An 18,060-nucleotide genomic window follows, 5' to 3' on the forward strand; every position below is an offset into this window, starting at 1 on the left:
GCTGCGATGACAGGCAGAGTTTCGAAAAGCGCGCGACAGCCAACATGAAGATCAGGGATTGATAACCATGGACGAGCTGGACGCTGACTATGTGATCGTGGGAGCGGGGTCTGCGGGCTGCGTCCTTGCAAACCGCCTGAGCGCCGACCCTGGTGTGAAGGTTCTGCTGCTCGAAGCCGGGGGTGACGACCGTCCGACAAAGAACCTGTCGCAATTCTATCTCAACATGATGATCCATATGCCCGCCGGGTTCATGAAGACGATCCCGAATCCGAAAACAGCCTGGCACTTCCATACCGAGCCAGACCCCGGCACCAAGGACAGAGTGCATATGTGGCCGCGCGGCAAGGTGCTGGGCGGGTCGTCCTCCGTGAACGGCATGCTCTACGTCCGCGGGCAGCACGCCGACTATGACGGTTGGCGCCAAATGGGCTGCGATAGCTGGTCGTGGGATGACGTGCGCCCTTATTTCATCCGGGCCGAGCATCAGGAACGCGGCGCAGACGAGTGGCACGGTCATGGGGGGCCACTGAACGTTTGCGACATGCTGGAGAAAAATGCCGTCAGCGACGCCGTGATTGATGCCTGCGAACAGGCGGGCATTCCGCGCAATCCTGACATCAACGGCGCCGAGCAGGAAGGCGTTGGCTATTTTCAGAGTACGTCAAAGAACGGCCGGCGGTGCTCCACTTCGACGGCCTATCTGCACCCCGCGATGCATCGGCGCAATTTGAGGGTGGTGACGAACGCGTTGACCACCAGAGTGCAGTTTGAGGGAAAACGTGCTGTCGGTGTCGAATTTATAAAGGACGGGATTGTGTGCCGAGCCGGAGCAAGGCGCGAGGTTATTCTGAGCGGCGGCGCCATTAATTCGCCTCAACTTCTTCAGCTTTCCGGGATCGGGCCGGGCGAACTGCTTCGTCGCTACGGTATCGAGGTGCGGGTCGACTCGCCGAATACCGGCGGAAATCTGCAAGATCACATCCTGTTTCAATCGATGTTTCGTCTCCAGGATGGCGCCTACAGCCTCAACGAGCGAACACACGGACTCAAATTCCTGGGGGAGGTGCTGACCTATGCGGTCAAGCGCCAGGGACTCCTTTCTTCCGGGACGGCGCAGGTCGTCGCATTCTGCAAATCGCGGCCGGAACTGGCGCACCCCGATGTTCAATTTCATTTCCTCGCCGCGACGATGGATATTGAGTTGTTTGCTCGAACGCAGCGCATGGAACTGGAAAAAAAGCCCGGCATCACCATCGCTCCATGTCAGGTGCGGCCCGAGAGCCGCGGCACGATTCAGATCAACTCGGCCGATCCGAAAGTGGCGCCGACAATTCGGCCCAATTATTTGAGCGACAGTTTGGATCAGGAGGTGGCTGTTGCGTCGATGCGGCTTGCGCGTCGGATCGCGAACGAGCCAGCGCTGCAACGCTGGATCACTCATGAGATCACGCCGGGACCGCAATGCTCGACGGACGAAGAATTGCTCGACTATGCGCGTATGACGGGTGCCTCCGTGTACCACCCAGTCGGAACCTGCGCGATGGGCGGTCGGGACACAGATGTGCTCGATCCCCAGTTGCGGGTGAGGGGGGTGGAGGGGCTCCGCGTTGTCGACGCGTCGGTTATGCCCCGGATTCCGTCGGGGAACACGAACGCGCCAACGATCATGGTGGCCGAAAAGGCAGCGGACATCATCCTGGGAAAGTCGTCGGCGTCGTGAGGCTGAGGCGCCATCCGCCAGACACCGGCAAGCTGTCGAAAGCCCATGTCGGAGAAACAAGGATTCTCGGTAAGTTGGGATCAAAGACCTCCTCGCCCGGTTTGAGCGGCGGACATGTGTCGGTCGCTCCGGTCGAGGAAGTAGCTGGCCCAAAGAAAGTGGGCATTCGATGAGCAAGGGCGACAACCGACAGGAATGGCGAGACCATTGGCCCGTCGTGCTGGCGGCTGCGGTCGGGTGCACCGCTTCGCAATCCTATTTGCATTCCATGGGCGTCATGATCGCGCCGATCGAGACGGAATTGAGCTGGTCGCGGGCCGAGATTACCTCCGGTCTCTTCATCGTTTCGCTCCTCGTGTTGCCTTTGTCACCCCTGGTGGGCACTGCGATTGATCGCCATGGGCCGCGTCGGCTCGCCATCCTGGGCATTATTATCTACAGCCTGTCGCTTGCAGGCCTGTCGCTGGCACAGCACGCGATCTGGACTTGGTGGCTGTTATGGCTTCCACTCTCGATCGGCATCCTGTGTCTAAAGCCAACGGTTTGGGTAGCGGCTATCTCAAGCCTGTTTCATACGCACCGGGGGCTGGCCATTGCCTGCGCGCTGGGGGCGACCGGCCTCATGTCTTCTGTCGCCCCTTCATTCACCAATTATCTTGTCGGTCAATTCGGATGGCGCGCTGCTTACGGCGTCTGGGGCGCGATTACGTTGGCCGTCGCCTTGCCGGTGGTTTACACCTTTTTCACAAGCGCCCGGGACCAGAGCCGTTCCGCCACCGGAGGCGGTCCTACGGCCCACGGATTGCCCCATCTCGATACCGGTGAGGCCCAGCGGTTCGGACGCACGGTGATGTCGGCACCGTTTATCAAACTGGCGACGGTGGCCGTGCTGATGTCGGTGGCCAGCCTCGCGGTTGTGGTTAATCTCGTTCCGATCCTCTCGTCGCTTGGCATGGATGTCGGGCGCGCCGCTGCCGTCGTCGGGATTGTAGGTGTTTCTCAACTTGTTGGCCGATTTGGGGGAGGCTTCCTCCTGGATCGGTTTGACGCGCGCCTTGTTGGAGCGCTGGTCGCGATCCTCCCGGCGATTTCCTCGGTGCTCATCGTCGGCCTCGGCCCTTCGATCATACCGGTAGCCATTGGCGTTCTCATGTTCGGGCTGACGATCGGCGCCGAGGTCGATGTCATCGCGTATCTTGCGGCGCGATTTTTTGAGGGGCGCAATTTCGGTGCCCTTTTCGGTCTCATCGTGGGCCTTCTGACACTCGGCGTCGGCGTGGGACCCCTTTTGGCGAGCGTCGTCTACGACGTCACGAAATCCTATCTGCCTGTGCTCTGGGCGGTGATCCCGATGTTCATTACCGCCGGCGTTCTGCTGCTGACCATGGGCCCTTATCCGCAGCGGCGGAACGGGTCTCTTATGCCGGTTGAGGAGGCGTAGATGAACGGTGACACAAGACGACACTCCCAGGCCAGGCTCAGCAACCGATCGGCCAACGATCTGGGTCGGCCAGTGTCACATCGCCCTGCGCCCGCCAATGATAGCCGACACTGATATGTTCATACGGAGCGCGAAGCTATGTTCTGGTCAGGCCGATTTTATAAGCAGTGCTTGGCTCACGGTAAACGAGAAAGCGGAAGCGTAGCGTGATGAACGAAGCAGCCACCTTCACCGAAAGCGCCCGCAAGCGGCATCTCGATTTCGATCTTGGTCCGGGTGCGCACCAATGCTGGTATCCGATGGCGTTGTCGCCGGATGTGCCCGTCGGCAAAGTCATCGGCGCAGATCTCGCTGACGGACGTATCGTCCTGTATCGCGGTGAAGATGGAACCGTACGGGCCATGTCGGCCTATTGCCGACATATGGGCGCGGACTTGAGCGCGGGGGGAGATGTCGTCGGGAATGACATCCGGTGCCCCTATCACCATTGGGCGTATGGTGACGGCGGGGTCTGTAACACTATTCCGTCAGGCGACAGGGTTCCGCGGGGTTCGAACCTCGTGCACCTGCCCACTCAGGAGCAATTTGGACTGATCTGGGTCTTCCTGGGCGAGACCCCCCTCTACGACCTCCAGACGTTCAAGAGCTTTGATCCGGACAAGCATGTCTACCGATCGTTCCAAGTGCAAATGGAGGACAAGCTCAAGGTAGAACCCTGGGTCTTCACAACCAATGTCTTCGACATCGTTCACCTCCGCTTCCTTCATGGGATGGATATCGCTGGCACGGAGATCGAGGAAGTGTCGCCCTATCTGCGGCGCATGTACTGGATCGCGACGCATTCCGGCGAGAAGGACGAAGGGGAGTTGCGCCTCGGCATCGACGTGTTTGGCGCCAACAGTGTCCGGACCGAAGGAGAGATGAATGGCCGCCTGCACTGGTACATCTCTGCGAGCACACCATTCGGACCGGGGGACACACGGTTTTTCTTCACCGTCATCACCACCAAAGGCGACGGGCAGGAGGATTTTCTCGACAGTTCGCAGGCTCTGGCCACAAGGCTGATCAACGAGGATCTTCCGGTTCTGAACAATATGCGCTTTGGGACGCCACGTCTGGTGGCCTCCGACAACGCGCTCGGCAAGTTCATCCGGGCGGCTCGAGAATATCCCAGAACCACTCTCGATGCGCTCGAAACAGCGGCAAATCGTCCGAAGGCGACCACGACGATCGCTGACTAAATCAGGCATTCCCCGGTTCTGGAAGATCCGTCGCCATCGCTGGGAACGGAGAGCGTGTCACGGGTCAATACACCCATGAGCTATAAGGCAGACGGATAAGTCTATAACGCCTAAAACCTGAATAAAATCGCAATGTTGCGTTACGTCTATGTGGGCCCGTGAAGTCGCCAAGATGATTTGGCGCCGTGTATCGTGTTGAGAAATTGGTATTTAAGTAAATCATTATCCTTTTGCGCAATGGATATGAATGTAACTTTCTACGATACCTTTAATAAAAACTGTAATTTACAATAATTCCATCTGAAATTGATAATAGAACAGCAATAACATTCTTCATAAGCTTAAAAATATTTAAAAAATCAATACATAAATAATGTGTCGGAGAGGAGAATAACTATGAAAATTCGCAAAATAATGCGCAACGGAGCTTCTAGAATTTCAATCGGAATCTCGCTCTGTGTTTTTTCATCGACGATGATCGCGAACAATGTTTATGCGCAGGACAGCAGTTCCCCGCGCGGAACCGGTGTGAGCGTCGATAACTCCGAAATCATTGTGACGGCGCAGAGAAGAGAACAATCGTTGATCGATGTGCCTGCGGCGATCACCGCTGTCGGTGGTTCCGATATCAAAAATCTCAATCTTTCCAACCTGTCGTCCATAACCCAACAAGTTCCCAGCTTCAACGTGACGTACGAGCGCGGAACCAACTCACCGCCCGTTTTCAACCTGCGCGGTATTCAGGGCGACGGCCTGCAGGCGCGGCTGAACGAGAGTTCGATCGCCATCTATGTGGACGATGTCTTTCTGGGGGATGAGAGCAACCTCAATGGCGCTCTCTTCGACCAGCAGCGTGTGGAGGTCCTTCGCGGGCCGCAGGGAACATTGTTTGGAAAAAACACGACGGGCGGCCTGGTTCACTTTATCTCCGCCACCCCCACGGCGGATTTCACCGGTTATGCCAACGCGCTCTATGGCTCGGACAATATGGTCACGCTGGAAGGTGCGGTCAGCGGCCCTCTTTCCGACCATATCCGCGTTCGCCTTGCGGGCAAGTTTGATCGGCACGACGGTCATTACGACAATATCTACATCGGTGCCGGACGCAACGGGGTCGAAAAGAAGGTCGGCGATCGAAACATCTGGGGAATTCGCGGAACGGTCGACATCGACCTGGCTCCTAAAACGCTTCTGCGCGTTATCGGCTCCTATTCGGAGAACAACTCGCAATCGACGCCGGTCATGTTTTACGGTTCGCTGAAACCCGGCACGACCGGTTCGGCGCCCTATACGCGTGCCCAGACATGCTCTCAGGCGCAGATCCTGGAAGGCAATCCGTGCGTCAGTCAATCGCAGTTCCTGTTCGGATATGCCCAAAATCCGGAGCGTCGTCCTGGCCTGGCGAACACCGACAAAACCGGAGAGGAACTCGGGATCCATGGCAAGGGCACCTCGATCACCGCGAAACTGACGCATCAGATGGATTGGGGCACCATCACATCCATCACCAACTATATGTCGAGCCGGTATCTTCAGGGCCTAGAGGGCGGAAGAGCCACACCGAGCGTCACGGATCCGACAAGATATGCCGATGTTCTCGCGTACCAGTTCAACAAGCAACACCAGTTTAGCCAGGAAGTACGGCTGAACGGGTCCACTCCCGGTTTCGATTGGGTCGCGGGGGGCTTCTTCTATACCGACAAAAAGCGCTCTGTTCAGGATTCTCGGCTGAACTTCAATTTCGTGCAGCATGTTGAAGGGGGTGTAAACACCGACTCCTATGCGGCGTTCGGCCAGGTCGACGGCCATATTACCGATAAGGTCACGTTCACGGTCGGCGGTCGGTACACGGACGAGGCGCGCACCTTGGTCAGGGCACTCGTTACGGGTTTTGGCCTCAGGCAGGATGTCTTGCCGGCGGTGCTGGTTCCCAACTCGCATACGCGCGACTTCACCGGGAAGCTGGGCGTCACCTGGCAACCGACGGCCGATCAGACCTATTACATGAATTACTCCCGGGGGATCAAAGGGGTCGGTTACAACAACGGCTTCAGCCTCGCCAACAGCCTTGCCCGAAACGCGGCCATCGCCGGACCGGTCGGCCAGGAGGTCCTGGACTCTTGGGAGTTGGGTGCGAAAAACAGGCTGTTCGATCGCAAGCTTTCGATAAACTCCGCGTTCTTCCTTTACAATTATCAGGGCAAACAGGCGGGCCTTGTCGAATATGACGGGGTCAACGTCGCGTATAATTATATCAATGCAGGCACCGCGCGGATTTACGGTTTTGAGACCGAGGTTTTTCTCCGGCCCAATGACTATTGGGATATTCGCGCGTCGGGTTCGGTTCTCCGTGACCAGATGACGAAGTCGGACGTGATCACTACCGACCCGTTCGGGGCTTTCCTCCCCCTGAAGGGCAAGCGTCTCACGGCTACACCGCGATGGACGTTCAATACGATCGCGGCCTATCATGTTCCGACAGAAGTCGGCAGGTTTACTCTTCAGGTGGAGGCAAACGGACGGGGGCCGCAATATTTCGATATCTCGAACGACCCGCTCTCACGGGAGAAATCGCACATATTCACGAACCTTCGCATCCTCTGGGAGTCGCGTGACAGGCGCTTCAATGCACAGGCCTTCGTGACGAACGTGTTCAAGGAAGCTGCGGCTTTCAGTCTCTACACGACCCTGATCCAGGCGCGTGGACAAACACGGATCCTCGAAGGGGAAGGCCGCTTATGGGGCGTCAAACTCGGGGTTGGCTTCTGATCACAATCTTCGCAGGCGCTGCTTGAAAACAGCGCCTGCTTTAGGTCCTGCTCCCCGCGATCGAACCCTTGAGCGTGACGATCCGCGTTTCCGCTTTTTGCCCCGATCAAGTGCGTCTACCACCATCCGCACCCGGATCGGTTCCATCCCGGTTCCGGGCGGCTTCCTTCATCGGCGATAGTCGCGCCACACAGATGTTGTCATGGCGCGCGCGGGGTAGTCCCCATCTTATTACTCGGAGGGAGGAGGAATTCTTTCGGTGACCCGCACAGCCTCGGCCTCGGCATCCAAACCTTCTGCGATTTCATTCAGTTCGTCGCTGGTGGCTTTGTCGTTCACCTCCCGGGCGATACGCCGAAAACGCTTTGCTCGCGCTTGCAAATAGGAACGGTCGCTCTCACTCACACGCTGCCTCTCAAATTAAATCAATTCACGCTTTGCCCGCAGCGACGAGGATTCGCGCATCGTGAGCGGACTTTGCCGCTTCATACCTGGAGAGTAGGGCCACGGCTGCTACCGAATTAGCGACGTTTAGCTTCTTCGCAATAGTCGCTCGATGCGTTTCGACCGTGCGCACGCTCACCCCCAGCTGATCGGCGATTTGCTTGTTCCCGCTCCCCCCGGCGACGAGACGGAGAACCTCGACCTCCCTTGAGGTCAGGCGAGAGAGCAATGCGCCATCCTGCTGCATTTGGTCAGCAATGGAATGCCGTTCGGAAAGGATATTCAAACAACCGTCTACCGCGTTGCTCAACTCCACATCCTGGATCGGTTTGACGAGAAAGTCGGTTGCTCCGCGCCGAATGGTAGCAACCGCAATATACACGTCAGCAAATTGGGTCATCGCGATGATCGGAGACACAAGCGCGGTCTTGGCCACGGCTTCAATGATGTTGAAACCGTTCTCGCTGCCGTTTCCAACGTCCATGAAGATCAGCCCTGGGCCAAGATTGGGCAGTTCATCTATAAAGTCGGCATGTTCGGCAAATGATCGCGCCTGTAATCCGCGGGCAGTCAGTCGGTGGTGGAGATCGAGCCGAGATGATTTATTGGCATCGACGATATAGGCTGAATTAGGCTTCAAGTGTCATCTCGCATCCAGACCGTACACTTGGTTGACCCGACGGCAGTTCCGGATGCCTAGCTACAGCCCATTCATTGCACATATTTCATTGATAAGCCAAGAGAAATACGCCGATTTGCGGGAAACACGTACGCGTTCTCCGAAGAAGGCGAGCAGGCCGCGATTTACTTTCCGATCCTATGCTTGACCCCGCTACGAACCATAATTTGGGAGGTGAGCTCATGTCATTCATCTGCTCGGAACAGTTCCGGCCAGCAGCAATGTGTAGGCTGCGGGGACGCGAGCGTCCGCCCATTGGGCAGCGGGGACATGCATTATTGAAGGCAGAACTGGATACGATGCCATCCATAGCTTGGTGGTCAAGTCGGGACGGCAGCGACGAGGTCTTCAACCAAAGATGGATTGCGTTCACCGGCGCCCACTTCCTTGCCCGCAACATATTCAATGAATGGAGATCCATTCATCCGGCCGACATCCCCTCGCTCAATCTCGCTATGGCAGCGCTCTTTGCGACAGGGGAGACGCAGCGGCTGGAATGCCGGTTGCTGGATGCTTGTAAAATTTATTATCGATTTGACGCGCAGCTCCGTTCACACTCACTATACGGTAGCCAGGAAGAGGGCTTTCTCATCGAATGCGCGCCGATAGGAGCCTGCCGCGATGCTGCACAATAAGCATTCCGTCAGCTTCGTTGCGTCGGAGCCCCTCTCATCCTTCGAATTGCAGGAGACCCCCTGCATTTCGGAAACCCAGACGAGCGGAGCATCCCCCTTTTCGCTCCTTGAGGAATTGGTAAGGCGGTCACCCCATGCGGCACTGCTGATGGATTCATCCTGGCGCATCGTGTGCTTTAATGATCGCTGTCGTCCCTTCCTTGGGGCAACAGCGTCATCGAGACTCCCGGGTTTTTCGTTGAAGGACCAGGCTTCCTCCGATCTTACGACCGTGGTGCAGTCGATGGTCTCGGTCGATCAAAGCCAGCAGGTGGAAGTGGAGTTTGTTTCGCTTTCAGGAAAAGGTCAAAAGAAATGGCGGGAGTTGGAGGCTACACGGATAAGCACGGGCCTGGACTGGTACGTCCTCGTGATCTTGCGGGATATTACGCGCAGGAAAGAAACGGAGGCGCGCCTGCGGCGGCAGTCGTTTCAGGACACCATAACCGGCCTCCCCAATCGTGCCGCGTTTCAGGAAGAGATAGACCGGCGTGTCAAAGCCGGGAAGAAGACCGAGGGCGGCTTTTCCATGCTGCTGTGCGACCTGGACAATTTCAAATATATTAATGATACTCTTGGCCACGATGCGGGAGACGCACTCCTTCGCAGTGTCGCCGAGCGGCTGAGCACCTCTATTTTTCCGAATTTTGCTGCCCGGCTCGGAGGCGACGAGTTCGCCGTGTTAACTGCGGCAAACACCAAGCAAGAACTTGAGGCCTTGAGCCGGGAGATCTTCGCGGTTCTCAATCAGCCTTTCAGCTTCAAGAACCGGACCATCAGTTGCCATGTCAGCATCGGTGCTGCCACTTTCCCCCAAGACGGAGCATCGAGTTCAGAGCTGTTCAAAGCGTCTGACATCGCCCTTTACGACGCAAAGCGGTTACGTCGGGGCTCGCTCAGCATCTTCAGGAGCGAACTTCGCCGGAAGTTGGAACTGGATGCATCCATGATCAGCATTGCCCGGGCGGCGCTGTCCGAGGGGCGGATCGAGCCGTATTACCAGCCCAAAATCTGCTTTCGCACCAACCAGGTGGCAGGCTTCGAAGCCCTGCTTCGATGGCGTGCCGCATCTGGCAGGATCAACGCCCCGGACACGATTTCTGCGGCGCTTGAGGACCCCTCTCTTGCCCTTGCAATCAGCGACTGCATCATCCGACGCGTCATCGAAGATATTGGCGCCTGGCAGAGGCAGGGCCTTCCTTATGGTCATGTCGCCATCAACATTTCGGCTGCCGACTTCAGTGACAGCGCTTTTGCAGAGCGCCTTCTGGATCGACTTCATCAAAACGCAATTCCCGCCTCCCGCATACAGGTGGAGGTGACCGAAACGGTATTCCTGGGACGCGGTGCCGAAAATGTGGATGAGGCACTCACGCTGTTGAACAAGGAAGGGGTGTCAATCGCGCTGGACGACTTTGGCACTGGCTACGCGTCGCTGTCTCATCTCAAGCAGTATCCGGTAGATATATTGAAGATCGACCGTTCATTTGTGAAGAACATCAACACCAGTCCGGATGACACGGCCATTGTTGCTGCGGTCGTCAATCTGGGCCGAAACCTTGGCGTAAAATCTGTGGCGGAAGGGATTGAAACGCGTGCCCAGCATGATGCGGTCGTGGCCATGGGGTGTGACTTTGGGCAAGGGTTCCTTTATGCTCCGGCGAAGACATCTTCATGCGTGGTCTCGTTGCTGAAGCAGCATCATCCAGGCAAATTGCTTTTCCCGAGTTGATCAACGAGGCGGTTTATGAAGTCCATTCTCTACGTCAGCCGATCGCTCATTCCCCAGGCCATTGCAGATGGAGAGGTAAACTCCATGGTCAGCAGTGCCCGGGTCCGCAATCGCTCGTTGAACATAACCGGTGCCTTGATTTACACCGGCGTGCGCTTTGCACAGTTGCTGGAGGGGCCCAGCACCTCGGTTGACCAAGTCATGGCGAGCATCGAAAAGGATATTCGGCATGAACGGATCGTCATACTTCCTGTGTTCCAAAAGTCCGTAAGGCGTTTTTCGACATGGGCATTGGCCTATGCAGGCCCTTCGCTTTACGTGGATCGTCACATAAAGCGGCACTTCCAAAACCTTCCGGAAGAAGAGCGGGTTGAAGAATGTGAAAGGCTTGTCGAATTGATGTGGGCGTTAAGCCAGAGCATCCCTGTTCCATCGACACTGTGAAGAAGCCGACGCCGTCAGGCCGCGCGCTGCCCGCGGACCCTGACGAAGGAGAATGACGATGACCGACAAGCGTTTCACTCACAGCTATGGGTGGAGCTAAGACTTCCGGAATAGAGGCTTCGAACCGACCGAGGCCATACCGGACCGGTCGATCCCGCTGAAACAGCGTGCGGCGGACTTTGCCGGACTTGACCCCGAAGCCCTGGTCCACGCCATGCTGATCCGTTACGCGCCCGGAGCGGGCATTGGCTGGCATCGGGATCGCCAGGTCTTCGGGCATGTTATCGGCATTTCACTGGGCGCAACTGCCGTGATGCGGTTCCGACGGCGAGAAGAAAGCGGGTTCCGGCAAACTTCCGAACGCCCGCAGCATCTATCTCCTGACGGGTGAAGCCCGGCGTCAATAAGAACAAATGCGACGAGTTGAGAGACTTTCATCTCTTTTCAATCGGTTGCAACAATTCGTCGCAAAATACTTAATCAAATTTTGGGCAGTCCCCGCTAGCCAACAGGCAGAAAGTGGCGGTCCAGAATGCGTGTGTTATCCAGACATCTCTCTCGCACATATGGTGCCTGGCTGCGGAGTCCTCTTGCAGCCCCGGTAGTGGCATTCGGTGCGGGAGCCACATTTGCCACCACCGCCATTGCAGCCGCCCAGGGTGTGATGTGGGTAGCTGCGCTGACCGCCATCCTCTTTGCCGTAGCTTTGATGATTACGTTGGGATCGGCGCGCCATCATTATCGGCAGCTGGTTTCGCTCGCTCGTCAAATCTGCGGCAGCGGAAGCGATACACATCAGGGCGGAGACCCCAAAGGGTTGATGCAGCAACTCGCATCTGGTGCACATATTCTGACACTCGATGCGGAGCGATTAAAACACCGTACACCGCGCAGACACAAGGTCACCGGCTTTCCGACACGCGAACTCCTGCTCGCCGCCATGAGCGAAGGCCAACCCTCAGAACATCCGCGTGTCCTGGGCGTCATCGAACTGCTCGATTTCGACAGGTTGAGTGCGATTGATTCGACTGTCGCCACGCAAATCTTGCGGGAAACGGCGCTCCGTCTCTCGCGTATGACCGGCAACCGGCATCTGATCGCGCAGATTGATCGCGCGCGCTTTGCCATCTGGTTCGACGAAGCTCCGCCCGGTAACATCAAAAGCGAACTTCACGCCATTTGCTATGCCTTGCGTGACAAGGTGGAAATCGCCGAACACGCTGTTTTCCCCCAAATTCGTGGCGCGTATGTTGTTGAGCTCTTGCCGTTTTCTCCTCCCGAGATGCTGGAACGCGCGATCGCCGCACTGTCTCAGGTTACGCGCGGCGAGATCGGTCTGGGCAAGGCTGACCCGGCGGAACGTGCGCGCGCGCAATTTTACCTGGAGCAGGATCTGCGTCAGGCCGTTGACCGGGGGCAGTTCGAACTCCGTTACCAGCCCTTTGTCGATGCGGTCGCGCAGCGCGTATGCGGCGCGGAGGCGCTCCTGCGGTGGCAGCATCCCGAGCATGGATTGATTTCGCCGATCGAGTTCATGCCGATTGTCGAAGCGTCGGGGCTGGCAGAGGAAGTCGGGCTTTGGGCGATGAACGCGGGATGCCGGGACGCGCGGCGGTGGGAACAGCAAGGCGTCACCGACTGTGTCGTGGCGATCAACCTGTCCGCGCATCAGCTGGACCGGGCCGACCTCGACGTGATTGTCCGGCGGACCCTGGACCATCATGGCTTGCTCGCAAAGCAGCTGGAGCTGGAGCTTACGGAGACGGTGGCCGCAGGCGATTCGTCGAAAGCCAAGACTCTCTTCGACAGCTTGCATGCGTTGGGTGTGTCGATTTCGATCGACGATTTTGGCGCAGGCTATTCCAGCCTGAGTTACCTCAAGAAATTGCATTTCGACAAGCTCAAGATCGACCGTGAGTTTGTCAGCATGGTCGACAGCGACCCGGACAGTCAGGCGATCTGCCAGAGCATCATTGCCCTGGCTCGGGGTCTTGGCATCGCGGTGCTCGCCGAAGGCGTGGAGCGCGAAGAAGAGTATCACTGGCTGCGCCGACATGGGTGCACGTTGTTCCAGGGATATTATTTCGCGCGGCCTATGGACCTTGCGAGCTTTATCGCCTTTGCGACTGACGACGCCCATCTTCGCCAGTTGACCGATCTTTCCCCGGCCGCGTTGCAACGACGCATCATGATGAGTGCTTTGTAATGCCTTTTGAACGCTTTCCCCGGGTCACCGTATCGTGCGTTGTCCTGCTGGCCGCACTGTCGGCCTGCTCGACACAACGAAGTGGTTCGCTTCCGCGGCCCGCGACCATCCAGAAGATCGATAACGCCCAGCAGATCGGCGATGTGGTGGCGATGCTGGAACGCGGTGCCGTAAAGGAGGGTCAGGAACGTCTCCGCAAAATGGTCAAAAGCGATCCCGCCGACCGGGCATCGGCAACGTTACTCGCCAGCCTGACGGATGATCCCATTGCGTCGCTGGGTAGCAAAAGCTTCGCATACCGGGTGCAGCCCGGTGACAGGATGACCGATCTTTCCCAACGGTTTCTGGGCGACCGGCTGAAATTCTTTCTGCTCGCGCGTTACAACGGCATCGCGGTTCCCGCCCCGCTCAAACCCGGGCAGGTGTTGCGTATCCCCGGTGACGAACCCAAGGTTGTTGCGCCGCGTCCCGCACCGGCCGTCGTGGACCGCGAGCCGGAACCCCCGATCCCGACCCCCGCTCCCGAGGCGCCGCCCCGCACCGACCCTGCGCGCGCGGCGCGCCTGCGGGCGGGCGGGTTGGTTGCGCTCAACCAGGGGCATGTGGTGCGCGCCGTCGCCATGCTGCGGGAGGCCACCGCGCTCGATCCCAAGAACGCCCTGATCAAGCGGGATCTCGACCGCGCCCAACGTATCCAGAAGACCGTGAGGACGAAGCGATGAGCCAGGAACTGCGGCAGGTTGGACGCTACCGGATCGATGAGACCATCGGCGAAGGCGCCATGGCCCATGTGTTTCTGGGGCATGACCCCAGCATCGATCGACCGGTCGCGATCAAGATCCTCAAGCCGGAATTCCGGGGCGATCCGCACATCGTGCAGCGTTTCCTGGCGGAATCGCGCGCGGCGGGCATGCTGTCCCATCCGCATATCGTCACCATCTTCGATGTGGGCGAGGCAAACGGCATCCCTTATATTGCGATGGAGCATTTGAAAGGCAGGCCGCTGGAAGACGTGCTTGCCGAAGGCGGCAGGATGAGCCCAGCCAACATGCTCGCGCTCGCGATCCAGATCACGGATGCGCTGGCATTCGCCCACGACCGAGGCGTCATCCATCGCGACGTGAAGCCATCGAACATCCTGGTGTGTGATCAGGACAGCACGGCGAAGCTACTGGATTTCGGCATCGCCCGGATGGACGGACGCGACGCCGCGCAAGGCGAGCGCGACAGCCGCGCGACGCAGGCCGGGCAGGTGATGGGGACGCCGCGCTACATGAGCCCGGAACAGGCCATGGGAATGGAAGTTGACGCGCGCAGCGACCTCTTCTCGCTGGGATCGGTGCTGTACGAAATGCTGACGGGTAAGCCTGCGTTCGCAGCGACCGGCCTCGCCACGCTCGCCCTCCAGATCACGCAGCAACAGCCGCTCCCCGTGCGCACGCATGTGCCCGATTGTTCGAACGGGACGCAGTTCATCCTGACGAAGCTGCTTGCCAAGAAGCCATCCGAGCGTTTCGCGAGCGCTACACAGCTTAAATCCGCATTGATGCGCGAGTTGGAAGTGGTCGAGCAGGGTTTGTCTTCCAAACGGCGGGGCATGCCGCTCAAATGGAAGCTGCCACTGACATTTGCGCTGACCGCGTCGGTAGCACTGGGGCTCGGCATGACGCTGGTTCTGGAGCGCGAGAATGCGGCGATGGAGCACATGGCAAAGGACGCCGGAACGTCAATGACCGATTTCGTGGCGCGAAATGCGGCACTGCTCGTTGCGGACAACGCCGGATTGCCGTCAGCCGAACAGGACTGGTTACCGTTGCAGGCGTTTGTCGAAACCGCCGCGCAAGACAGGAATGTCGAGCATCTGGTTGTGGTGGATGACTCCGGGATCATCCGCGCGTCAAACCTCAAAGCGCAGATCGGCACGCGTTATGCGGACCCTGCGAAGGGAGGTACGGATTTTCGGTTCGTCAGCCCGCTGCGCTATGCGGGCGCGAATTTTGGAACGCTTCATACGGTCATGAGCCGTGCGGCCCTGGACACGGCCGTGGCGCAGGCAAAGTTCCGGTTGCTCAGCCTTGCCCTCTTCGTCGTCGCCACGATCGCGGGCATCGGCTTTCTGAGTGCGCAGCAACTGTCGCGCCCGTTGTCCCGTCTAAGGCGGGCGCTCGACGATATGAGCGAGGGCAACGCCTCGTTCCGCCTGTCGCACCCACGCAACGACGAAATGGGCAGCGTGTTCGACGCGTTCAACCGGTGCGCTCAAGAGATTGAAGCGCGGTCGGGCGACCGTGGTCCCGTAGCTGACCTGCAGCAGCATCTGAGCACGCGCATACAGCCTGCCCCGACCGGCGCCGGTCGGCAGGCTGCTTGAGGATCCTGACATGTATGTTTTCAAGCTGTTCGAACAGGCGTCCCCCGAAACGATGATTGACGCGCGGCTGCTGCAGCACGGCAACCTCACCGTCGGGCGGGATCCGTCGGCGGACTGGGTCATGAATGACCCGACCTGCGCCATTTCCCGCTGGCACTGCGAATTCGAAGCGGGCGAGACGGGTCTGGCCGTGCGATGCCTGGGGACAAACGGCGTATTCGACGCGAAGTCCGGCGATCGCCTTCCCTCGGATGAGCAGATCCCCGTCGGTGTACCCGACGCTTTCCTTTTCGGACCCTATCGCATGGTGGTCGAACGAGCTGCGCAGGCGACCGCATCCGGTACGGACAGTGGGAAGACCCTTATTATGTCGCCGCCGCTTGGCTCGACCGTCACGGTTCCCACCGAGTGGAGTGACGGATCAGCCATAGCGGCGCACGGCTCGTCCGGTGGGCCACTGATGGATGCCTTTTGCGCGGGGGCGGGCCTCGACCCGTCGTTGCTCGCTGCGGGCGACCCCGAAGACGTCATGCGATGCGCGGGGGCCATTTACCGGCAGATGGTGCTCGGCGTCAGCGATCTCATCTCCGAACGTGAGCGGGTCCGCGGGCAATATGATCTGACGCGAACGACGATTGGCGGGGCAAACAACAATCCTTTCAAATGGGCGCCGACCCAGCGCCTCGCCATCGATCTTCTCTTGTCCGGCAATACGGGGTTTCTGGGAGGGCCGGATGCGCTTAACCAGTCGTTCCGCGATATCAAGACGCATCTGATCGCAACATTCAGCGGCTTTCAGGAGAGTCTCAAGGCGGTGCTCGACACGTTCGATCCCGACGCGATCGAACGCGGCTGTGAAACCGCCCGCTCGCTGTTCAAGGCCAGGGCTTCATCGCGCTGGGAAGAGTTATGCGCACGGCACAAAGCATTGTCTCGCCAGATCCAAGAGGGCGAGGACGGCGCATTGAATTCGGTTTTCGTCGCTGCTTATGAGGCGACCTCTGCCCAGTTGGAGGCACCCAAGGCGTGAAAATCTGGCAGAGAAAATCCAGCGCCTCGCGCCAATCGGAGCTCGATCTCATATCGGTTGCACGCTCACACATCGGCTCGGTGCGCACGGTCAACGAGGATCGCGTTCTGGATCAGCGTGAGGGCGGATTGTGGGCCGTGGCGGACGGGATGGGCGGGCACAGCCGCGGTGACGAAGCCGCGACCGTTGCGGTGCGGTCACTCGCGGCATTATTGCGGCGCAGTCCTGATATCGGCAAGCAAGCCATTACCGAAGCCCTCGACGAAGCCAATAGCGCCATATTCGACAAAGCGCAGTCCGCCCGTCGAACCTGCGGATCCACGATCGTAGGCATGCGGGTAAGGGGGCGGAGCGTCCTGTTGTTCTGGGTAGGAGACAGCCGAGCTTACCGGCTCCGCGACGGCGTGTTGGAGCGCCTGACCCGCGATCACAGTGTGGTCCAGGAGCTTAGCGACGCGGGCGTCATCACCAGCCAGCAGGCCCGGCATCATCCGCAAGCCAACGTCATCACCCGGGCATTGGGTGTAGGTCAATCCGTCGTGATCGATTTCGCGCAGCACAGCATACGGGAGAAGGATTTGTACCTTCTCTGCTCCGACGGACTAACGGGCCTTGTTGACGACGACGCCATCCGGGACATGCTCGCACTGGACATGGAAACGGCTGCGTCCAGCCTCGTCGATGCATCACTCGCGGCCGGTGGCAGTGATAATATATCGCTTGTGCTGATCGGGGCGGGTGCCGCCGCAATATCGGACCGTAGCACGGTATACACAGGTCGACGATAATGGCGCGGGAAAAGACGCACCAAGCAGGACTTCGGGTGGACGTCCGCTGGCCTGTGGATGTCAAAATCAAGCTCCGGAAGCCCATGGAGCAGAATGTCACCGCCCGTATCAGCGACCTCTCGCCGACAGGGTTTCGTTTGCATACCCACAATAAACTGCTGCTCGGTACCAACCTGTGGATCAGCTTACCGGGCTTTGACAGCAAAAAGGCAATTGTTCGCTGGACACGGGATTTTGAGGCGGGATGCCAGTTTGAAGCTGCGATCTACGAGCCGATCTTTTTACATATGCTCAAAGTGATGTCGCAAACAAAGGTACGGTGACAACGCTCAGACATGAAGTCGCCCTGGGTTTGTTGATGGCGGATGCGCCGGGATCGCAACCCGCTCTGTGGCGTTGCCTTCTCATGCCTCGCCTCAAGGTCTTCCGCACGTCCATCGGCTTCCATGATGCCTACGTGGCGGTACCCAGTCGCAAGGCAGCGCTCGAGGCCTGGGGAGCGAGTAGAAATCTCTTTG

15 protein-coding genes and 1 pseudogene are annotated in these 18,060 nt (G+C 58.6%); 14 read left to right on the plus strand and 2 right to left on the minus strand.

The window, feature by feature from the left end:
- Window positions 1-67 precede the first annotated feature (67 nt).
- The 4 genes from FHS92_RS09820 (at window position 68) to FHS92_RS09835 (ending at window position 7,174) form a co-directional block, all read left to right on the plus strand.
- Window positions 68-1,723, plus strand: coding sequence for a GMC family oxidoreductase (locus tag FHS92_RS09820; RefSeq protein WP_184079961.1), 1,656 nt, complete (start codon window positions 68-70; stop codon window positions 1,721-1,723).
- A 277-nt stretch (window positions 1,724-2,000) separates the two neighbouring features.
- Entirely contained in the window at window positions 2,001-3,164 is a 1,164-nt protein-coding gene (locus tag FHS92_RS09825; protein ID WP_184079963.1) for an MFS transporter, read from the plus strand.
- Between the two features lie 209 nt (window positions 3,165-3,373).
- On the plus strand, window positions 3,374-4,405 hold the full coding sequence (locus FHS92_RS09830) for an aromatic ring-hydroxylating oxygenase subunit alpha (RefSeq protein ID WP_184079971.1): 1,032 nt from the start codon (window positions 3,374-3,376) through the stop codon (window positions 4,403-4,405).
- A 375-nt stretch (window positions 4,406-4,780) separates the two neighbouring features.
- Entirely contained in the window at window positions 4,781-7,174 is a 2,394-nt protein-coding gene (locus tag FHS92_RS09835; protein WP_184079972.1) for a TonB-dependent receptor domain-containing protein, read from the plus strand.
- 231 nt (window positions 7,175-7,405) lie between these two features.
- On the opposite strand, the gene FHS92_RS09840 is transcribed toward FHS92_RS09835, so the two are convergent.
- Complete coding sequence (locus tag FHS92_RS09840; RefSeq protein ID WP_184079973.1) at window positions 7,406-7,579, minus strand: hypothetical protein; 174 nt, start codon at window positions 7,577-7,579, stop codon at window positions 7,406-7,408.
- 25 nt (window positions 7,580-7,604) lie between these two features.
- Complete coding sequence (locus tag FHS92_RS09845) at window positions 7,605-8,258, minus strand: response regulator transcription factor (RefSeq protein WP_184079974.1); 654 nt, start codon at window positions 8,256-8,258, stop codon at window positions 7,605-7,607.
- 317 nt (window positions 8,259-8,575) lie between these two features.
- Here FHS92_RS09845 and FHS92_RS09850 point away from each other — a divergent pair, with 317 nt between their 5' ends.
- The 10 genes and pseudogenes from FHS92_RS09850 (at window position 8,576) to FHS92_RS09895 (ending at window position 17,865) form a co-directional block, all read left to right on the plus strand.
- A complete protein-coding gene (locus FHS92_RS09850) occupies window positions 8,576-8,932 on the plus strand; it encodes a hypothetical protein (RefSeq protein WP_184079975.1) in 357 nt (118 codons plus the stop codon).
- Window positions 8,919-10,703 carry a sensor domain-containing protein gene (locus FHS92_RS09855; protein WP_184079976.1) on the plus strand — a complete coding sequence of 595 codons (1,785 nt, stop codon included), beginning with the start codon at window positions 8,919-8,921 and terminating at the stop codon, window positions 10,701-10,703. The genes FHS92_RS09850 and FHS92_RS09855 overlap by 14 nt, the downstream gene beginning before the upstream one ends.
- 15 nt (window positions 10,704-10,718) lie before the next feature.
- The gene (locus FHS92_RS09860) at window positions 10,719-11,147 is read left to right on the plus strand and encodes a BLUF domain-containing protein (RefSeq protein WP_184079977.1); all 429 of its coding nucleotides are present in this window, start codon (window positions 10,719-10,721) and stop codon (window positions 11,145-11,147) included.
- 133 nt (window positions 11,148-11,280) lie between these two features.
- Window positions 11,281-11,538 (plus strand): annotated as a pseudogene (locus tag FHS92_RS09865) (alpha-ketoglutarate-dependent dioxygenase AlkB); the annotation flags it as partial.
- 213 nt (window positions 11,539-11,751) lie between these two features.
- Window positions 11,752-13,353: an EAL domain-containing protein gene (locus tag FHS92_RS18660; RefSeq protein WP_184079979.1), complete on the plus strand. Its 1,602-nt coding sequence runs from the start codon at window positions 11,752-11,754 to the stop codon at window positions 13,351-13,353.
- On the plus strand, window positions 13,353-14,075 hold the full coding sequence (locus tag FHS92_RS09875) for a LysM peptidoglycan-binding domain-containing protein (RefSeq protein WP_184079981.1): 723 nt from the start codon (window positions 13,353-13,355) through the stop codon (window positions 14,073-14,075). The genes FHS92_RS18660 and FHS92_RS09875 overlap by 1 nt, the downstream gene beginning before the upstream one ends.
- On the plus strand, window positions 14,072-15,724 hold the full coding sequence (locus FHS92_RS09880; protein WP_246351895.1) for a protein kinase domain-containing protein: 1,653 nt from the start codon (window positions 14,072-14,074) through the stop codon (window positions 15,722-15,724). The genes FHS92_RS09875 and FHS92_RS09880 overlap by 4 nt, the downstream gene beginning before the upstream one ends.
- 10 nt (window positions 15,725-15,734) lie before the next feature.
- Entirely contained in the window at window positions 15,735-16,754 is a 1,020-nt protein-coding gene (gene tagH / locus FHS92_RS09885; RefSeq protein ID WP_184079983.1) for a type VI secretion system-associated FHA domain protein TagH, read from the plus strand.
- The gene (locus FHS92_RS09890; RefSeq protein WP_184079985.1) at window positions 16,751-17,542 is read left to right on the plus strand and encodes a protein phosphatase 2C domain-containing protein; all 792 of its coding nucleotides are present in this window, start codon (window positions 16,751-16,753) and stop codon (window positions 17,540-17,542) included. The genes tagH and FHS92_RS09890 overlap by 4 nt, the downstream gene beginning before the upstream one ends.
- Window positions 17,542-17,865 carry a PilZ domain-containing protein gene (locus FHS92_RS09895; protein ID WP_184079987.1) on the plus strand — a complete coding sequence of 108 codons (324 nt, stop codon included), beginning with the start codon at window positions 17,542-17,544 and terminating at the stop codon, window positions 17,863-17,865. Before FHS92_RS09890 ends, FHS92_RS09895 begins: the two co-directional genes overlap by 1 nt.
- Window positions 17,866-18,060 lie beyond the last annotated feature (195 nt).

Origin of the sequence: Sphingobium subterraneum, assembly GCF_014199435.1 — a bacterium.
Lineage (GTDB): Bacteria > Pseudomonadota > Alphaproteobacteria > Sphingomonadales > Sphingomonadaceae > Sphingobium > Sphingobium subterraneum.